We start from the raw sequence: 16,593 nt of genomic DNA, 5'->3' as shown, positions 1-16,593 counted from the left end.
AACAGCACATCATGGCCGACCCGTTGACCCGCGCTAGATAGTTAGCGTGGGGCGGCTATTTTCAGAAGTGTTCCCGTGGGTTGAACGCGGCTTTCTTCGCCAGTTCTTGCCACAGCGCGATGGTTTCGTCGTCTGCCTGCTTAGGCATCACGGCCTTGAGCTGGATGTACAGGAAACCGCGCTCGCCAGCCTTGTTCAACAAGCCATGGCCCTTGGCGCGCATGCGTTGGCCGTTCTGGCTGCCGGCAGGCACCTTGAGGTTGATCTTGCCGGTAAGCGTCGGCACAGCCACTTCCGCCCCCAGTGCAAGCTCCCAAGGAGCCAATGGCAGGTTGATGATCAGGTTTTCGCCTTCCACCTCAAACTTTGGATGCGGCGCAAACTTGATGATCAGGTACAGATCGCCATTGGCCCCGCCGCCGATCCCCGGCGCGCCCTGCGCCTTGAGGCGGATGCGCTCGCCGTCGGCCACGCCGGCCGGGATCTTCACGTTCAGGCTCTTGGTGGTGTTGCTGACGTGACGGCCCGAGGCGTCGTATTGCGGCACCTGGAAGCTGATCTGCTTGGACTCGGTGGACAGCGTCTCTTCAAGGGACACCGTCAGTTGCATTTCCACGTCCTGGCCCTTGCGCCCGGTTGGACGGCGTTGTCCACCGCCAAAGGCGTCGCCACGGGAGCCGAAGATCGAACTGAAGAAGTCCGAGAAGTCTTCGCCACCGCCACCGCCGCCAAAGCCGCCACGGCTCTGCCAGCCCGGCGGCCCTTGGAACGGCTGGCCATGCTGGCCGTATTTGCGCAGCTCGTCGTATTCGGCGCGTTTGTCCGCGCTTTTGAGCGCCTCATAGGCTTCGGACGCGTCCTTGAACTTGGCTTCGGCGTCTTTTTCCTTGCTCACGTCGGGGTGATATTTGCGCGCGAGCTTGCGGTAGGCCGCCTTGATTTCCTTGTCGTCGGCCGTCGGCTCTACGCCCAATATCTTGTAGTAGTCTTTGAAATCCATCGGCGGTTCACCATCCTTAATCGAGATCGCACAGCCCGGGGCACAACGTGCGCTGCATTGCACCTGTTGAGTCTTGTGGCCTGGGGGTGCGTCAAAGTGTTATCGGCGCTTGCCGTATGCAGCAGATGTGGGGGCGAATCCCCAGGTTTCAAGCATGATTTAACAGATGGTCGGCCTACGCATCCGCCGCCGACTGGCATACACTGCGCGGCCGTTTTTCAACCGGAACCTGATTGTCATGGAAAACCCATCCCCAGCCCGTGCCTGCGGCATCGACTTTGGCACGTCCAACTCCACCGTCGGCTGGATCCGCCCCGGCGAGGAGACGCTTATTGCGCTGGAGGACGACAAGATCACCCTGCCGTCAGTGGTGTTCTTCAACTTCGAGGAACGCCGCCCGGTGTACGGTCGCCTGGCGCTGCACGAGTACCTGGAAAACTACGAAGGCCGGCTGATGCGCTCGCTCAAGAGCCTGCTGGGTTCCAAGCTGATCAAGCACGACACCAGCGTGCTCGGCACGGCGATGCCGTTCACCGACCTGCTGGCGCTGTTTATCGGCCAGCTCAAGAGCCGCGCCGAAGCCAACGCCGGCCGTGAGTTCGAAGAAGTGGTGCTGGGCCGCCCGGTGTTTTTCGTCGATGACGACCCGATGGCCGACCAGGAAGCCGAGAACACCTTGGTCGATGTAGCGCGCAAGATCGGCTTCAAGGACATTTCGTTCCAGTACGAGCCGATTGCGGCCGCGTTCGACTACGAGTCCACCATCCAGAAAGAAGAGCTGGTACTGATCGTCGACATCGGCGGTGGTACGTCTGACTTCTCCCTGGTCCGCCTGTCGCCGGACCGCCGTCACAACGACAACCGCCAGAGCGACATCCTCGCCACCGGCGGCGTTCACATCGGCGGTACCGACTTCGACAAGCAACTCTCACTGAACGGCATGATGCCGCTGTTCGGCTACGGCAGCCGCATGAAGAGCGGCGCCTATATGCCCACCAGCCACCACATGAACCTCGCCACCTGGCACACCATCAACTCGGTGTATTCGCAAAAATCCCAGTTGGCCCTGGGCAGCATGCGCTACGACATCGAAGACACCGGCGGTATCGACCGTCTGTTCAAGCTGATCGAAGAACGCGCCGGGCACTGGTTAGCCATGGAAGTAGAAGAAACCAAGATCCAACTGACCCACGAAGACAGCCGCCACGTGGCGCTGGATCGCATCGAAGCAGGCCTGAGCGTGGACCTGAGCCGGGCGTTGTTCGAGTCCTCCATCGACGCCTTGCTCGAACGTGTGCGCGGTAGCGTGACGCAGTTGCTCAACGACGCTTCGGTGAGCGTGGCGCAGGTGGACACGGTGTTCTTTACCGGTGGTTCCAGCGGCATTCCGGCACTGCGCCACAGCATCTCGGCGATGTTGCCGAATGCGCGGCATGTGGAAGGCAATATCTTTGGCAGTATCGGCAGTGGGTTGGCGATTGAGGCCAGCAAGCGGTACGGCTACTGAGTTTTAGCTGAAAGACCGCGGCGCCCCTATCGCGGGCAAGCCCGGGGCCCACACTTGACCGAGTTCCAACTTTGAAATGCGGTCGAATGTGGGAGCGGGCTTGCCCGCGATGGCGTCAGCCCAGGCAACACAAGCCTTAAACCATCCCCCCAAGCTTCAATTCACTCTTGAGATACGCATAATAAATCGGCCCTGCCACCACCCCCGGCAAGCCGAACGCTGCCTCAAACACCAGCATCGCCAGCAACAATTCCCACGACTTGGCACTGATCTGCCCGCCCACGATGCGCGCATTGAGGAAGTACTCGATCTTGTGAATCACGATCAGATAGCCCAGCGCAGCCACCGCCACCCAGATCGACAGCGACAACGCGACGATGGTGATCAGCGTGTTGGACATCAGGTTGCCGATGACCGGTAGCAGGCCCAGCAGGAAGGTCAGCACGATCAGGGTTTTGGTCAGCGGCAGGTGAATCCCGCACAACGGCAACACCACCGCGAGGAACACGGCGGTGAAGGCGGTGTTGAGCGCGGCGATCTTGATCTGCGCGAAGACGATGTTGCGAAAGGCCTGGACCAGCAGGTGCAGGCGGTCGAACAACGCGGCAGCCAGGGGTTTGCGTTTGGTCAGGTCGGGCACGCGTTGCAGGGCGATGATGGCGCCGAGCACCATGCCGATCAGCAGGGTGACGAACATGTGGGCGGCGTCTTTGCCGACCAGCTGCAGTTCGCTCAGGTGCTTGCTCATCCAGTCGCCGATGGCCACGCGAAACTCGGCGGCGCTGGCGGGCAGGTAAGCGTCGATAAACGGCGGCAACTGGCCGCGCGCGCGGTCGACCACGCCCATGAATTTGTCCAGGGAAGCGCCAGGGTTTTCCGCTTCATGGAGTAGGAAGCTGATGGCACCGGCAAAGATCAAAGTCAGCACGCTGACGATCAGGGTGCCGAGCAAGGCCACCGCCAGCCAGCGCGCACGCCGGCCTTCGATCAGCCGTTGCAGTTGGGGAGTGAGCATGTTGACCAGCTCGAACACCAACAGACCAGCCAGCAGGCTGGGCAGTAATTTGAGCGGCAGTACCAGCAGCAGTCCGCCGAAAATGATGATGTAGCTGGCCAGCAATATCACGTGACGCTGAGAAAACGTTGGCATACAGCCTCAAAACGAACGGCGTTAAAGGATGGGCAGTCTGCCAGCCTTGAGAGAATCAAGCGAGTGGGTCAGTGGTGAATGCGATCAAGTGTGGGAGCAGGCAGCCTGCTCCCACCTGTGTGATCAGCCTTTGAGGCAAGTGCTCATGAAGGTTTTGCGCGCATCGCCAGTCAGCGCCTTGGTTTTCGCTGAGGCATTGCAATCCTTCATCTTCTGCTGCTGCGGCGTCAGGGTCTTGGCGTCATTGGCCGCCGGGGCCGACAGGCAGGTCTTCATAAAGGCCTTGCGGTCATCACCCTTGAGCGTCTTGGTGGTGGCTTCGGCATTGCAGGTGGTCATTTTGTTTTGCTGGGCAGTGGCGGCAAAACCCTGGGAACACAGCAGCAGGCCCATCATCAACAGCGGAATTCGCAGCATCTTCATGGAGTTTTCTCCCTATTACCGTGCCGGGCGGCACGGCCTACCCAGCAGTGTAGTCAAAGCCTGTTACAACTTCACCGGCTACGGATATGCGTCCGTCGGTACTGCTCCGGTGTGCAGCCCGCCTGGCGCTGGAACATGGCGATAAAGGCCGAGGCGGTGCTGTAGCCCAGGTCAAATGCCACATGTTGCACGCTGCGCGGGCTGTCGAGGGCTTCGATGGCCGCCAGGTAGCGCAGGCGCTGACGCCACTCGCCGAAGCTCATGCCCAGCTCCCGCACAAACAGGCGCGCCAGGGTGCGTTCGCTCACGTGGACGTGTTCGGCCCAGTGCGCCAAGGGGCGGTTATCGGCAGGGTCGGCCTGCATGCCTTCGAGTACGCCAAGCAAGCCAGGGTGACGGGCGTAAGGCAGAAAGCATTCGTGGATCGGCGCCTGCTTGAGCTGGTCCACCAGCACCTGGGCCAGGCGGATATCGGACTCGGTCTGCGGCATGTTCACATCACGCCCGGCGAAATCGCTGAGGATGGCCTTGAGGATATCGCTGATCGCCAGGGTGCACGGCTGCTGGGGCAAATGCTCACAGAGTTCCGGCGCCAACCCGACCGAGTGATAGACGATCGCCTCGGCGTTGTAGGAACTGTGCTGCGTATGCGGTGGCACCCACACCGCGTATTGCGGCGGCGACATGAAGCGGTTGCCGGCCACCTCCATGCGCATCACGCCGCTGGCCGAGTAATCCAGCGAACCCCAGAAGTGCTGGTGCGGGGTGCACTCGGTGTCGGGGGCGAAATCCGAATAACGGAAGTACACCGGGCTCGGCAGCTGGGGGAAATCCGCAAGGCGTACGTTGTGCTTGGCCATATTGTCTGGATACAGAGGTGGTTTGTCTGGATCGCAGTATAGGCTTCGATCCAGACAATGGATAATCCTGCCTCATCAACACACTGGGTTTCTTTCGATGCAATACGCGTATCCCTTGCTGGCCATTTTCATCTGGGCCGGCAACACCGTCGTCAACAAGCTGGCCGTGGGCGCACTGTTCCCGGCGGAAATCGGCTTTTACCGCTGGTTGCTGGCGGCGCTGCTGTTCACGCCGTTCATGATCAAGCCGGTGATCGCCAACTGGGCGTTGATCCGTCCGAACCTGGGCAAGGTGTTCATCCTCGGCGTGCTGGGCATGGCGGTGTACCAGAGCCTGGCGTACTACGCCGCGTCGCTGACCACGGCGACCAACATGGGCATCATCCTGTCGTTGATGCCGTTGATGGCACTCACAGCAGCGATCATCAGCCTCGGCCAACGCCTCACCTACGGTGCGATGACCGGTGCCGTGCTGTCATTCGCCGGCGTGGTGGTGGTGGTCTCCGCCGGTAGCCTCGACGCACTGCTGCAACACGGGGTCAACCTGGGCGACGGCATGATGCTGGTCGCGACCCTGGCCTACGCGGTCTACAGCACCCTGTTGAAGAAATGGCAGCTGCGCCTGCCGCCGTTGGTGTTGCTGTATCTGCAGGTGCTGGTGGCGGTGGTGGTGCTGTTTCCGCTGTTCCTGTTCTCGGCGAAGGCCGGCTTGGGTTGGGCGAACATTCCGCTGGTGCTGTATGCGTGCCTGTTGGCCTCGATGGTCGCGCCGCTGGCGTGGATGCATTCGGTAAAGACCTTGGGCCCGAGCCGCACGACGTTGTTTTTCAACCTGCTGCCGTTGATCACCGCGTTGATTGCGGCCGTGGTGCTGAAGGAAGAGTTAGCGCTGTACCACCTGGTGGGCGGTTTGCTGACCTTGGGCGGGGTGATTTTATCGGAGCGCTGGACCACGCCGGTGCGTTAAACCCCGGCCTCCTTCAAGCGTCGGGCATGCTCGACGAACAGTCGAATCGGCTCGGCGCCCTTGCCCACCAGGCCCAGGGATTGGTTGACGATATCGAAGTGATCCAAGGCGTAGTCATCGCCGATCACCCTCCCCAGGTGTGAGCTGTAGCGTCCGACCATGCCGTCACACTGGCCCTTTTCGCGTACGAAGCTGCGGGCGAACAGGCGGCAACTGCGATTCGTCCCATCGAACAGGTTGCGACCCCGGTCGGTGATGCCCGGCTGCAAGGTGCCGGACCATGAGTAATACCGCACGCCGTTGACCTCTTCGGGCCCCTGCCCGCCCCATGTCGGCGGCAGCCCCTGTGGATAGCACTGATTGAACAGCGCCACACCCGCACTGGTCAGGGAATGATGGGAGGCCTGCAAGTCCGCCTTGAAGCGTGGCCCGCGATAGCCGGTTTCCAGCACGCCCATCACCCAGGCAACCAGGTGAAACAGCGCGCTCATGATTCGGCCCTTCACGCCATCCACGGGGTAATTGAGATGAATGTGGTCCGCCAGTTCCGAGCCATGGTTGGGCCCGGCCACCGATGTCACCGACGCCACCCACTCCGGGCGCTTGGCCGCTGCATACCGCGCAGTGAGCGAGCCCTGGCTGTGGCCGATCAGGTTGACCTTGTCGGCCCCCGTTTCACGTCGAATGCGCTCGATCTGCAGCAGCAATTGCTCGCCACGCACCTCGCTGGAGTCCAGCGGCGCCACCTGCACGGGAAATACCTGCGCGCCGCCTGCCTGTAGCGCCGGGACGATGCCGTACCAATAGGGAAACCACCCCAGGCGCACAAACCCGAGCATGCCGGGGACCAGCACCAAGGGGTAACGCGTGGCTAACGACTGCGGCATGGGCCGATCGTCCTTGATCAGGAAAGACCACCAGAGGCTAGCCCAGTCCCGCGACGAGGTGATGACATAAATCCGATAAAACTTTTTGCGTGACGCGGGACTCACAACTTGGAGCGATCACGCCGGCAGAGCGTGGCGCAAAACCGGATTAGTACCAGGAGATTGAGATGACCGAAGCAAACTTGACTGACGTTGCGACCCTGCGCAGCCGCGCCCGCCAGAACGTCGAAAACGGTGCAGTGACCGAAGGTTATGACGCCGACCGCGAAGAAATCATCCGACTGCTCAACGCATCGCTGGCCACCGAGCTGGTCTGCGTGCTGCGCTACAAGCGCCACTACTTCATGGCCAGCGGTATCAAGGCGTCCGTCGCCGCCGACGAGTTCCTCGAACACGCCACCCAGGAAGCCGAACACGCGGACAAACTCGCCGAGCGCATCGTGCAGCTGGGCGGTGAGCCGGAGTTCAACCCGGACCTGCTGACCAAGAACTCCCACGCCCAATACGTGGCCGGCAAGGACCTCAAGGAAATGGTCTACGAAGACCTGGTCGCCGAGCGGATTGCGGTAGACAGCTACCGCGAGATCATCCAGTACATTGGCGATAAAGACCCGACTACGCGTCGTCTGTTTGAAGAGATCCTGGCTCAGGAAGAAGAGCATGCGGACGATATGGCGGATATTCTAGAAAGTCTGTAAGTGCGCAACACAAAAGGGGGAGCTGGCTAGCCAGCTCCCCCTTTTGTTCGTCTGCCGTTTCAGCCTTTAACGGTTTTCGGCGCCTTACCTTCCTTCATCTGCTGCAACAACGGTGCACACTCATTCGGTTCACCACCACTCGGCGCGACCAACGCCAGCAACCCGGCCGCCGGCCCGGCGATCACACCCAGCGCCACCATGCCCGCCCCCCGCAACGCCAGTGGAATGGCTTTCACACCCGCGTTGGGCTTGATGAACGGCCCGTTGACGTACAGCGGTGAACGCAGGGAGAACAGGCGAAAGCCTTTCGATTCCGGGGTAATGGTAAGGTCCAGTTGCTCGGTGGCCATATTCGCGGTGCCATCGATGTAGATGATGGCGTTCTCAGTATCGAACACAAACAATCGCGTGGTCGCCAGGCCCGTCTTGATGCCGAAGTCCGCCGCCGCGCAGTTGATCTTCACTTCCTTGTCACCAAACAAGCGGCCTACCACGTAGTTACCCACGTTGAGCCCGGCGATTTCCATCAGGCTGCGGCTGATGGCGCCGTCGTTGATCAGCATCTTCAGGTCACCGTTGGAGCTGCCCAACAGGGCTGCTACGGAATTGCCGCGTCCGGAGATGTCGGCATCACCGTTGAGTTCACCAAAGCTGGTTTTCATCGGTTCGAAGGTTGGGAACAGTTGCTTGAGCTTGAAGTTGCGCGCGGTGAGTTTGGCGCGACCTTCCATTGGCGTGATGCGGCCGTTGAGGCGGATCTGCGCATCCAGTTTGCCGCCGGCCACACCGAAACGCAGGGGTTCGAGGCTCAGTTCGCCGTCATTCAGGACCAGGTGGGTGTAGAGGTCGGTGAACGGCAGATCGGCACTGTGCACGATGCGCTTGCCGGTGAATTCCACATCGGCGTCCATGACACGCCAGCGCTCGGTGCGGAATTCTTCCACCGGCAACACTTTGGTCGCCGGCTGTTTGCTGTCGCCGCCACGGGCTTTTTGCTTGGCGTTGGAGTCGGCGCCGATCAGCGGGGCGAGGTCGGTCATCAGCAATTGGTTGGACACCAGCGCGCCACTGAGCTTGGGCCGTGGCTGGCTGGCGACGTAGGCGAGGCTGCCGTGGATATCGCTGTTGCCGATCTTGCCGTTGAAGTTCTCATAGCGAAACGAGGCGCCGCTGGCTTCGTGCAGCTTGGCGATAAGGTGACCGTCGGTGGAATAGGCCGGCGAATCCGGCAAGGTCACGCCAGTCAGCGGGTAGAGATTGCCCAGGCTGGAACCGGCGAGTTTCAAGCGCAAGTCGAGCGCACCGAGATTCAGTGGATCGGTCAGCGTGCCGGCCAGGGCGATGCTGGTGTCGGCAATCTTCACCTGCGCTTGCAGCGGGAACGGCTTGGCCGCGTCCTGCAAGGCCAACAGGCCGCCGATCTTGCCACTGCCGTCGAGTTTCTGGCCGTGGTACTGGCCTTTGACCTTGAGGCCGAACGCATAATCCTGGGGCGCGGAGCCTTTTTCCAGAGCCTTCTTGGCATCGGCGTCGCCGACAATTTCGCCGAACGGGATCGGTTTGCCCAGCGGGTCGATGATCACATCCAGTTGGGTCTTGAGGGTCTGGTCGTCGAGGGCCACGTGGCCTTTGTCGAAGCCGATGGCACCGATGTCCACCACCCAGTTGGAGGGCTCGGCGTTCGGGTCCTTGGGGTCGAACTTGAAGGTCCAGTTGGCGCGGCCGTCGGCCAGGCGCTGCAATTGCGCGCTCGGCTCGGTGAGGTCAATACGCGGGATCACCACGCGCTGCACCAGCAACGCCAGGGGCGAGATGCGCAGTTCGACCTTCTTGAGGGTGACCATTTGCGGGGTTTTCGACCAGTCCGGGTTGCCCAGGGTCAGGTCTTCGGCGATCACATGGGGCCATGGCACCCAGGCGCGCCAGCCACCCTCATCGGGCTCACGCGCCCACACCACCGCCAGGTTGCCGTTGATGGCAAAGGGTCGATGCAATTCTTCGGAAACCTTGGCATTGAGGGGCGGCTTGATGCGGTTCCAGTCAAAGAACACCAGGACCAACACCACCACGGCGATTAACAAAGCGAAGCTGGCGCAGCTCCAAGCGACGATTTTACGAGTGCGCGTCATTGCACAGGACTCCTGAATACGACTGGCTGGGTGACAGCCTTTAAGGACAGCTTATAGAACTACGACTGGTAAACCGCCTGGGGGTTTAACCCGATCCCCGATTTGCCTGGAAAAACCTCAATTTCTGACCACTTCGACAGATTCCCCCTACGACGACGCACCATTGTTACCCGCGTGCGTGTCGAAAATACCCACACCGGTGCAAAACCGCGTGCTTGAGAGGCCCGTTCTAGAGCCTCCGCCTAGAACAATCAATTCTGTTGATTATTACCATTGTGTTTATGAACTTTTATATCGACTTATCGAGAGTAGCATTAGCCCTGTACCCACTTTATCGCCCTCCCAAGGAGCAACCCATCATGAAACGCCAATTACTCGCTACCGCCCTATTATCCATCCTGGCTTCCAGTGCCTTTGCCCTGCCAGCCGCCGAACAGGCCACCCCACAAGTCAAAGCGGACGCCGTTCCGTTCAGCCAGACCGTCGCTCGCAGCGGTTCGCAAGAAGAAGAGAACCGTGACTACGCCAAAGGCGCTGTGGCTGAAAATGGTTCGGAACAAGCCAACAAACGCGCTTACACCGAAGGCCTGACCGAAAACGGCCGCAACCGCCTGGAACAAAAAGGCCTGGTTGAAGGTGGTGCTGATCGCCTGCTGGAACGCAACGCTGTTGCCGAAGGTGGCCGTGATCGCCTGGAACAGAAAGGTCTGGTCGAAGGCGGTGCTGAACAAGCCAACAAACGTGCCTACACCGAAGGCGTTGCTGAAGGCGGTGCTGACCGTCTGCAAGAACTGCATCAAGCACAGAGCTAACCCCGTGGTGGCCGAGAAAAAAGCCCGATCTGTCGATCGGGCTTTTGCTTTCCTGTAGATCGCGCTACGCCTCTCCCCGCCAAGTTCGACGTCAGCAGACCTGTTTTGCTAGAGTGCGTCGCTGTACTTGCCGACAAAGCCCGCCCGCCCATGCTGCCCCGCGCCGAACAGAAGCAACAGACCCGCCTCGCCCTGATGGACGCAGCCCGCCATCTGATGGAGTGTGGCCGTGGGTTTGGCAGCCTGAGCCTGCGCGAAGTGGCGAAGACGGCCGGTATCGTGCCCACCGGTTTCTATCGGCATTTTGCCGACATGGACCAGTTGGGGCTTGTGTTGGTGAGTGAAGTCGGCCAGACCTTCCGCGCCACCATCCGCCTGGTGCGCCATAACGAATTCGTGATGGGCGGCATTATCGACGCCTCCGTGCGGATCTTTCTCGATGTGGTCTCGGCCAACCGTTCGCAATTCCTGTTCCTGGCCCGCGAGCAATACGGCGGCTGCCTGGCGGTGCGCCAGGCCATCGGTGCGCTACGTGAAGACATCACCCGCGACTTGGCGGCCGACCTGACGTTCATGCCAAAACTGCAGCACCTGGATGCCGAAGGCCTGCATGTGATGGCCGACCTGATCGTCAAAAGTGTGTTCGCCACCCTCCCCGACATCATCGACCCACCGGCCCAGGCCCTGCCTGACCACCTTACGCCCCAGGCGAAGATCACCCAGCAATTGCGCTTTATCTTTATCGGCTTGAAGCACTGGCAAGGCCTGGGCAGTACCGAATAAAGCCATCAACCTGCTGTGTGAAAGCGCTTGGCGGTGGTGTAGTTCTTGTTCCAGTAGCTGTTGCTCAATGAATCGATACGGATGCGCTGGCCGGTACGGGGCGAATGAATGAATTTGCCATCGCCTATATAGAGCCCCACATGGCTGACCTGGCCGCGCCCGTTGGCTTTGAAAAACACCGCATCGCCGGGCTTGAGCGCATTGCGTTTGATGGTCGCGGCCGTTGACCGCTGCATGGCCGCGGTGGTGCGTGGGATCTGAATGTTGGCTTCGGTCTTGAACAGATAGACCAGCAGGCTGCTGCAATCAAACCCCTGATCCGCCGAGGTGCCACCCCACTTGTAAGGCGTACCCAGCAGTTCGTGGGCGCGGTCGACCACATCCTCGATAGACGCTTGTTTCAGAGAAGTGCTGAAGGACGGATAAGACTTCAGATTGGCAGAGGCCGATGAAAGCGCGAAAGACAGACTGACAATAACCAGATAACAAAAAGACTTGAACATGATGAACGTCGCAGTGAATTAAACACGGCGCACAGCCTAATGATCTCGCAGGAAAGGCGATGAACGCCGATTCCCCATACCCTGTAGGGAAAATCTGAAAACGCCCATCACCCGTGCAACAAGCAACATCGCGCACCACTTTGGCGCACGCCATCCATTCTTCCTCGCCCTGTTTAGTGGCACACCCCTCCTTTCCTACAGGCAATTCCTACTCCCCATCGAGGTTGGCAAGCCCCTTGCTCTAGCTGTTTCATCGCTCATAGCTGGAAGCTTCCTGATGCTGGTGATCCACCGCCGAATCGCCCCCCAAACCCTCTGGGCCGCCGAGTTGCTGCTGAACTTCGAAGCCCGCAGCAAAAGCCGCCTGCGCTGTTTCAGTGCCGACGGTGAAGACGTCGGCCTTTTCCTGGAGCGCGGCCAGCCGCCGCTGCACGATGGCGAATTCCTACAGTCGGAGGACGGACGAGTCGTACGCGTGTGCGCCCGGCCTGAACAACTGCTGCACGTCACCTGCAGCAGCGCATTTGAACTGACCCGCGCGGCGTATCACCTGGGTAACCGCCACGTGGCATTGCAAGTGGGCGATGGCTGGCTGCGCCTGCTCGATGACTACGTGCTCAAGGCCATGCTCGAACAGCTGGGCGCGCAGACGCAAACCATCGAAGCGCCATTCCAGCCGGAACATGGCGCCTATGGCGGCGGGCATCATCACTCGCGCCATGGTGATGAAGATTTCAACTACCCGCCCAAGCTGCACCAGTTCGGCGTACGTCTATGAACCCAGCCTGGGCGCTGTTGCGCCTGGCCAGTCCGCAATTGCCGATTGGTGGCTACAGCTATTCCCAAGGTTTGGAAATGGCGGTGGAGAACGGTCGCGTCAACGATGCTGCCAGCGCACGGCGCTGGATCAGTGACCAGTTGCTGCTCAACCTCGCACGTTTCGAGGCACCCGTTCTGCTCGCCCATTGCCAAGCCGCCTTTGAGGCCGATTGGCCGCGCCTGGCCCAGCTGTGCGAAGAACATCGCGCCAGCCGTGAGACCCGCGAGCTGTACCAGGAGAGCCGGCAGATGGGCTACTCCCTGCAACAACTGCTCAACGGCCTGCCGGAACTGGACGACGCCGCCCGCCTATTTCTTCAACAGTGCGCCGAACCGCATTTGGCATTGGGTTGGGCCCTGGCCGCACGCGCCTGGAACATCAGCCCCGCCGACGCGCTTGCCGCCTGGCTATGGAGCTGGCTGGAAAACCAATTGGCTGTGCTGATGAAAACCCTGCCCCTGGGCCAGCAAGCCGCCCAACGCCTGACCAGTGAACTGCTGCCGTTGCTGCAACAAGCCCAGCAGGACGCCAACCGCATCCAACCCAACCATTTCGGCAGCGCCGCGTTTGGCCTGTCCCTGGCCTGCATGGCCCACGAGCGCCAATACAGCCGACTGTTTCGTTCCTAGGAGAAGCATATGAACTCACAACCTTTGCGTGTCGGCATCGGCGGCCCGGTGGGCTCCGGCAAGACGGCCCTGACCCTGGCCCTGTGCCTCGCGCTGCGTGATCGCTACAACCTGGCAGTGGTCACCAATGACATCTACACCCGCGAAGACGCTGACTTCCTGGTGCGCAACCAGGCACTCGCGCCGGAACGCATCATCGGCGTGGAAACCGGTGGCTGCCCGCACACGGCGATCCGCGAAGACGCCTCGATCAACCTGGAAGCCGTCGACCAGCTCAACCGTCGTTTCCCCGGCCTGGACTTGATCCTGGTGGAGTCCGGCGGCGACAACCTCTCGGCCACCTTCAGCCCGGAGTTGTCGGACCTGACCATCTACGTGATCGATGTGTCCGCGGGCGACAAGCTGCCGCGCAAGGGCGGGCCTGGCATCTGCAAGTCCGACCTGCTGGTGATCAACAAGATCGACCTGGCGCCCTTGGTCGGCGCGTCGCTGGAGCTGATGAACAGCGACACCACGCGCATGCGCAACGGCAAACCCTTTGTGTTCAGCAACCAGAAAACCGGTGTCGGCCTGGAGGACATCGTCGCCTTCATCGAACGCCAAGGCCTGCTGACCGCCGCCTGATCAACCCATAAGGAACCTGTCCATGAGCCTCAAGAAACTCTTCACCGCCGCCGCCCTGCTGCTGGCCCCTGCCCTGGCCTTCGCTCACCCGGGCCATGGCGACAACGGCCTGGTAGCCGGTATCAGCCATCCCCTGGGGGGCATCGACCACTTGCTGGCCATGGTCGCGGTCGGTTTGTGGGCCGCCCAACAAAAAGGCGCCGCGCGTTGGGCGCTGCCGTGCACCTTTGTCGGCACCATGCTGATTGGCGGCGTGCTGGGTTTTGAAGGCCTGGCGTTGCCGGCGCTGGAAAGTGGGATTGCCGCGTCGGTGCTGGCCCTGGGCCTGGCGGTGGCGCTGGCGGTGCGCCCGCCGCTGTTCATGGCGGTGGGGGCTACGGCCTTGTTCGCGCTGTTTCACGGCGTGGCGCATGGCCTGGAGCTGCCGGATATGTCCAGCCCGTGGGCGTATGCCGCTGGCTTTGTCGGTGCGACTGCCGTGCTGCACGCGGCCGGTTATGCGGTGGTGCGCTTCCTGCCGGCTGCGGCGGCGCCGTTGGTGCGGATTGCGGGGGCGGCGTCGGCGGCGACGGGGGTCTGGTTGCTCGCGAAGGCGGCAGTACAAACAACACAGAACCCAAGCCTGATACCATGCGCGCCTACACCCCTGCCGTGACGACGCCAGCCAATGCCCAGCGCTTCCCAACCCTCCTTGAACACCGTGCTCACGCACTTCCACAGCCTGATCGTGCCGCTCTGGCAAGGCCCGGGCTGGAATGCCGACCTGGCATTGCCCTATGAGGCGCTGGACGCCGATCATCAGCCACTGCCCCCGCAACGCTACCGTGCCATGGCCTGCGCCCGGCAGTTGTATCTGTTTGCCAGCCTGATCGGCGAGCCCGGCGCGGCCTTTGCTGAAGAACGCGCAGCGGCACTGTTTCGCTCCCTGCAACGGCACTTCCACGACGCCGAGCACGGCGGCTGGTTCTACAGCATCGACCCGTCCGGCCAGCCGCTGGACAAGCGCAAAGACCTCTACACCCACGCCTTCATCATCTTTGCCTGCGCCCATTACTGGGCCAAGGTGCGTGAGCCATTGGTGGAGTCGGTGCTCAACGCCGCCCTGGAAGTGGTCGCCGAGCGCTTCTCCACAGGCGACGGCCTGTACGAAGCCGTGCTGGAACGCAACTGGTCATCGCTCAAGTCCGGCCCACTGCAAAATCCGCTGATGCACCTGGCCGAAGGTTTCCTCGCCACCCTCGCGGTGCGTGAGGATGCCAACGTGCAAGCCGCCCTGCTGGCGTTGGCGACGGCCATGCAGCAGCGCTTCATCGACCGCCACCACGGCGTAATGATGGAAAAACCGCTGGGTGCTGTGGATAACTGGTTTGAACCGGGGCACCAGTTCGAATGGTTCTTCTTGCTGGAGTCTTCGGATGTGCTGCGCGGTACGCCGCTGCATGCGTCCCTGACCCGGGCGTTCGCCTACGCAGAACTCAAGGGTGTGGATAACCTCAGCGGTGCGGTCAGCGGCATGCTGGCACTGGACGGTACGGTGCGCGACGGCACCCAGCGTATCTGGGCCCAGGCCGAGTACCTGCGGGCGCTGACCTTGCGCCCCAACAGCGAAGCCGTGCTGCAACGCCAATTGCTGGCGCTGCAAGAGCACTTCCTGCATGCAAAAGGCTGGAATGAATGCCTGGATGCCCAGGGCGCCGTAAGCCGACGGGACATGCCTTCGACTACGCCGTATCACTTGGCAACCTGTTACCAGGGCCTTATGCAATCCACTTGCGATCTCCGGTAAAGCTGATCGTCAGCCAACGCGCTGCATCCGGCGCACCGAGCCCTGTGGATATCTCTTCGCGTAGCCCGTCGAGGGTCGCGACGTTATCCACCGGGTAATCCGCCGGCAACACCACATGAATCTCGATAAACCGCGCCCGCCCGTGCTTTTGCACGTACGACACGTAGTCGTCGAAACCATGCTTGGCCTGCGCCGCTTCCATCACCTCGCGCACTGTGTCGTCCAACTGGTCCGGCGCGATCCCCAGCACCTCGCGCAAGGCCGGGCGCAGGATCTTGAACGCCGGCGCCAGCATGCTCAGGGCCAGCAGGATCAGGATCAATGGGTCGACATACACCGCCCACTCGCCATAGCCCTGGGACTTGAGCAACAGCGCCGCCAGGAAGCTGATCAGCAAGCCTACCGACAGCATCGCGTCCACCAGCCAGCTGATGTTGTCGAACTGGATCAGCGATGATTTCAGCTGGCGATTGCGATAGCGCACGTAGAAGAAGTAGGCGAACTCGACGACGGTAAACACCGCCGCGTAGATGATCACCAACCCCAACTCGATCTCGCGGCCGCCATTGATAATGCCGAACACGCCATTGAGGAACGCATAGATGGCGATCAGCAACAAGAAACTGCCTTCGATCAGCAGCACCATGGGCTCCAGGTGCCAATAGCCGAACTGGAAACGGTCGTTGCTTTTCTTGGCGATCAGCTTGGCCGTGATCAGCATCAACACCTTGATGGCGGTGGCGATCAGCGAGAAAAAGCCGTCGAACAGAATGGATTGGGCGCCAGAAATCACACCCGTGACAATCCCGGCGATCGCGACGGCGAACATCAGGATGGTCGATTGTTTGAGCAGTGCCTGCTCACCTCGGTTACTCACATTTCCTCCCGTCAAAACCTTAAATCCGCACGGTGCGGAGGGGTTTTCAGGCGGTGAGTGTACCTTATGGCCTGTTTTGGCCGATTGTGGCGAGGGAGCTTGCTCCCGCTGGGCTGCGCAGCGGCCCCAAAATCTTAG

17 protein-coding genes and 1 pseudogene are annotated in these 16,593 nt (G+C 61.2%); 10 read left to right on the top strand and 8 right to left on the bottom strand.

Features of this window, described 5'->3' with window-relative positions:
* Nucleotides 1-61: 61 nt before the first annotated feature.
* On the bottom strand, nucleotides 62-1,000 hold the full coding sequence (locus HX823_RS08605; RefSeq protein ID WP_038851212.1) for a DnaJ C-terminal domain-containing protein: 939 nt from the start codon (nucleotides 998-1,000) through the stop codon (nucleotides 62-64).
* A 238-nt stretch (nucleotides 1,001-1,238) separates the two neighbouring features.
* Here HX823_RS08605 and HX823_RS08600 point away from each other — a divergent pair, with 238 nt between their 5' ends.
* A complete protein-coding gene (locus HX823_RS08600) occupies nucleotides 1,239-2,507 on the top strand; it encodes an Hsp70 family protein (RefSeq protein WP_038851255.1) in 1,269 nt (422 codons plus the stop codon).
* A gap of 136 nt (nucleotides 2,508-2,643) precedes the next feature.
* On the opposite strand, the gene HX823_RS08595 is transcribed toward HX823_RS08600, so the two are convergent.
* The 3 genes from HX823_RS08595 to HX823_RS08585 all read right to left on the bottom strand — a co-directional run bounded on the left by HX823_RS08595 (nucleotide 2,644) and on the right by HX823_RS08585 (nucleotide 4,940).
* A complete protein-coding gene (locus tag HX823_RS08595; RefSeq protein ID WP_038851213.1) occupies nucleotides 2,644-3,657 on the bottom strand; it encodes an AI-2E family transporter in 1,014 nt (337 codons plus the stop codon).
* A 123-nt stretch (nucleotides 3,658-3,780) separates the two neighbouring features.
* Nucleotides 3,781-4,080: a PsiF family protein gene (locus HX823_RS08590; protein WP_005784310.1), complete on the bottom strand. Its 300-nt coding sequence runs from the start codon at nucleotides 4,078-4,080 to the stop codon at nucleotides 3,781-3,783.
* 71 nt (nucleotides 4,081-4,151) lie between these two features.
* Nucleotides 4,152-4,940 carry a helix-turn-helix transcriptional regulator gene (locus HX823_RS08585; protein ID WP_177074638.1) on the bottom strand — a complete coding sequence of 263 codons (789 nt, stop codon included), beginning with the start codon at nucleotides 4,938-4,940 and terminating at the stop codon, nucleotides 4,152-4,154.
* 97 nt (nucleotides 4,941-5,037) lie between these two features.
* Here HX823_RS08585 and HX823_RS08580 point away from each other — a divergent pair, with 97 nt between their 5' ends.
* On the top strand, nucleotides 5,038-5,907 hold the full coding sequence (locus HX823_RS08580; protein ID WP_028615544.1) for a DMT family transporter: 870 nt from the start codon (nucleotides 5,038-5,040) through the stop codon (nucleotides 5,905-5,907).
* Here HX823_RS08580 and HX823_RS08575 read toward each other — a convergent pair.
* Nucleotides 5,904-6,794 carry a triacylglycerol lipase gene (locus HX823_RS08575; RefSeq protein WP_177074637.1) on the bottom strand — a complete coding sequence of 297 codons (891 nt, stop codon included), beginning with the start codon at nucleotides 6,792-6,794 and terminating at the stop codon, nucleotides 5,904-5,906. The genes HX823_RS08580 and HX823_RS08575 overlap by 4 nt on opposite strands.
* Nucleotides 6,795-6,961: 167 nt before the next feature.
* On the opposite strand from HX823_RS08575, the gene HX823_RS08570 reads away from it, so the two are divergent.
* A complete protein-coding gene (locus tag HX823_RS08570) occupies nucleotides 6,962-7,492 on the top strand; it encodes a bacterioferritin (protein WP_016976947.1) in 531 nt (176 codons plus the stop codon).
* Between the two features lie 59 nt (nucleotides 7,493-7,551).
* Here the strand turns inward: HX823_RS08570 and HX823_RS08565 are convergent, their stop codons facing one another.
* Nucleotides 7,552-9,621 (bottom strand): AsmA family protein, encoded by a 2,070-nt coding sequence (locus HX823_RS08565; protein ID WP_177074636.1) that lies wholly within the window; start codon nucleotides 9,619-9,621, stop codon nucleotides 7,552-7,554.
* Between the two features lie 359 nt (nucleotides 9,622-9,980).
* Here HX823_RS08565 and HX823_RS08560 point away from each other — a divergent pair, with 359 nt between their 5' ends.
* Both HX823_RS08560 and HX823_RS08555 read left to right on the top strand, forming a co-directional pair.
* On the top strand, nucleotides 9,981-10,433 hold the full coding sequence (locus HX823_RS08560) for a hypothetical protein (RefSeq protein ID WP_038851220.1): 453 nt from the start codon (nucleotides 9,981-9,983) through the stop codon (nucleotides 10,431-10,433).
* 150 nt (nucleotides 10,434-10,583) lie between these two features.
* A complete protein-coding gene (locus HX823_RS08555; RefSeq protein WP_025857330.1) occupies nucleotides 10,584-11,216 on the top strand; it encodes a TetR family transcriptional regulator in 633 nt (210 codons plus the stop codon).
* A gap of 5 nt (nucleotides 11,217-11,221) precedes the next feature.
* Here HX823_RS08555 and HX823_RS08550 read toward each other — a convergent pair whose 3' ends face one another.
* The gene (locus HX823_RS08550) at nucleotides 11,222-11,719 is read right to left on the bottom strand and encodes a C40 family peptidase (protein ID WP_177074635.1); all 498 of its coding nucleotides are present in this window, start codon (nucleotides 11,717-11,719) and stop codon (nucleotides 11,222-11,224) included.
* Between the two features lie 277 nt (nucleotides 11,720-11,996).
* Between HX823_RS08550 and ureE the strand changes: the two genes are divergently transcribed.
* The 5 genes and pseudogenes from ureE to HX823_RS08525 all read left to right on the top strand — a co-directional run bounded on the left by ureE (nucleotide 11,997) and on the right by HX823_RS08525 (nucleotide 15,578).
* Nucleotides 11,997-12,497, top strand: a complete 501-nt coding sequence (gene ureE / locus HX823_RS08545; RefSeq protein ID WP_038851222.1) for an urease accessory protein UreE — start codon at nucleotides 11,997-11,999, stop codon at nucleotides 12,495-12,497.
* The gene (locus HX823_RS08540; RefSeq protein ID WP_033897386.1) at nucleotides 12,494-13,168 is read left to right on the top strand and encodes an urease accessory protein UreF; all 675 of its coding nucleotides are present in this window, start codon (nucleotides 12,494-12,496) and stop codon (nucleotides 13,166-13,168) included. Before ureE ends, HX823_RS08540 begins: the two co-directional genes overlap by 4 nt.
* Nucleotides 13,169-13,177: 9 nt before the next feature.
* The gene (gene ureG / locus HX823_RS08535) at nucleotides 13,178-13,792 is read left to right on the top strand and encodes an urease accessory protein UreG (RefSeq protein ID WP_033897387.1); all 615 of its coding nucleotides are present in this window, start codon (nucleotides 13,178-13,180) and stop codon (nucleotides 13,790-13,792) included.
* Between the two features lie 22 nt (nucleotides 13,793-13,814).
* Nucleotides 13,815-14,381 (top strand): annotated as a pseudogene (locus HX823_RS08530) (HupE/UreJ family protein); the annotation flags it as partial.
* Nucleotides 14,382-14,459: 78 nt separating this feature from the next.
* On the top strand, nucleotides 14,460-15,578 hold the full coding sequence (locus tag HX823_RS08525) for an AGE family epimerase/isomerase (protein WP_177074634.1): 1,119 nt from the start codon (nucleotides 14,460-14,462) through the stop codon (nucleotides 15,576-15,578).
* Here HX823_RS08525 and HX823_RS08520 read toward each other — a convergent pair.
* Nucleotides 15,550-16,455, bottom strand: a complete 906-nt coding sequence (locus HX823_RS08520) for a cation diffusion facilitator family transporter (protein ID WP_038851227.1) — start codon at nucleotides 16,453-16,455, stop codon at nucleotides 15,550-15,552. The two genes, HX823_RS08525 and HX823_RS08520, sit on opposite strands and share 29 nt — an antisense overlap.
* Nucleotides 16,456-16,593 lie beyond the last annotated feature (138 nt).

The organism is Pseudomonas sp. P7759, from assembly GCF_013386445.1.
In the GTDB taxonomy this organism is placed as follows: Bacteria; Pseudomonadota; Gammaproteobacteria; order Pseudomonadales; family Pseudomonadaceae; genus Aquipseudomonas; species Aquipseudomonas azotoformans_A.
Note: the sequence above shows the minus strand (reverse complement) of the source record. Positions and strands in the feature narration are given on the sequence as shown.

Excerpts from the sequence above, each read along its gene's own strand:
- HX823_RS08540 (WP_033897386.1), top strand. The coding sequence starts at position 12,494 with ATGAACCCAGCCTGGGCGCTGTTGCGCCTGGCCAGTCCGCAATTGCCG.
- HX823_RS08560 (WP_038851220.1), top strand. The coding sequence starts at position 9,981 with ATGAAACGCCAATTACTCGCTACCGCCCTATTATCCATCCTGGCTTCC.
- ureG (WP_033897387.1), top strand. The coding sequence starts at position 13,178 with ATGAACTCACAACCTTTGCGTGTCGGCATCGGCGGCCCGGTGGGCTCC.
- HX823_RS08605 (WP_038851212.1), bottom strand. The coding sequence starts at position 1,000 with ATGGATTTCAAAGACTACTACAAGATATTGGGCGTAGAGCCGACGGCC.
- HX823_RS08595 (WP_038851213.1), bottom strand. The coding sequence starts at position 3,657 with ATGCCAACGTTTTCTCAGCGTCACGTGATATTGCTGGCCAGCTACATC.
- HX823_RS08550 (WP_177074635.1), bottom strand. The coding sequence starts at position 11,719 with ATGTTCAAGTCTTTTTGTTATCTGGTTATTGTCAGTCTGTCTTTCGCG.
- HX823_RS08565 (WP_177074636.1), bottom strand. The coding sequence starts at position 9,621 with ATGACGCGCACTCGTAAAATCGTCGCTTGGAGCTGCGCCAGCTTCGCT.
- HX823_RS08525 (WP_177074634.1), top strand. The coding sequence starts at position 14,460 with ATGCCCAGCGCTTCCCAACCCTCCTTGAACACCGTGCTCACGCACTTC.
- HX823_RS08575 (WP_177074637.1), bottom strand. The coding sequence starts at position 6,794 with ATGCCGCAGTCGTTAGCCACGCGTTACCCCTTGGTGCTGGTCCCCGGC.
- HX823_RS08555 (WP_025857330.1), top strand. The coding sequence starts at position 10,584 with ATGCTGCCCCGCGCCGAACAGAAGCAACAGACCCGCCTCGCCCTGATG.
- ureE (WP_038851222.1), top strand. The coding sequence starts at position 11,997 with ATGCTGGTGATCCACCGCCGAATCGCCCCCCAAACCCTCTGGGCCGCC.
- HX823_RS08590 (WP_005784310.1), bottom strand. The coding sequence starts at position 4,080 with ATGAAGATGCTGCGAATTCCGCTGTTGATGATGGGCCTGCTGCTGTGT.
- HX823_RS08580 (WP_028615544.1), top strand. The coding sequence starts at position 5,038 with ATGCAATACGCGTATCCCTTGCTGGCCATTTTCATCTGGGCCGGCAAC.
- HX823_RS08585 (WP_177074638.1), bottom strand. The coding sequence starts at position 4,940 with ATGGCCAAGCACAACGTACGCCTTGCGGATTTCCCCCAGCTGCCGAGC.
- HX823_RS08570 (WP_016976947.1), top strand. The coding sequence starts at position 6,962 with ATGACCGAAGCAAACTTGACTGACGTTGCGACCCTGCGCAGCCGCGCC.
- HX823_RS08600 (WP_038851255.1), top strand. The coding sequence starts at position 1,239 with ATGGAAAACCCATCCCCAGCCCGTGCCTGCGGCATCGACTTTGGCACG.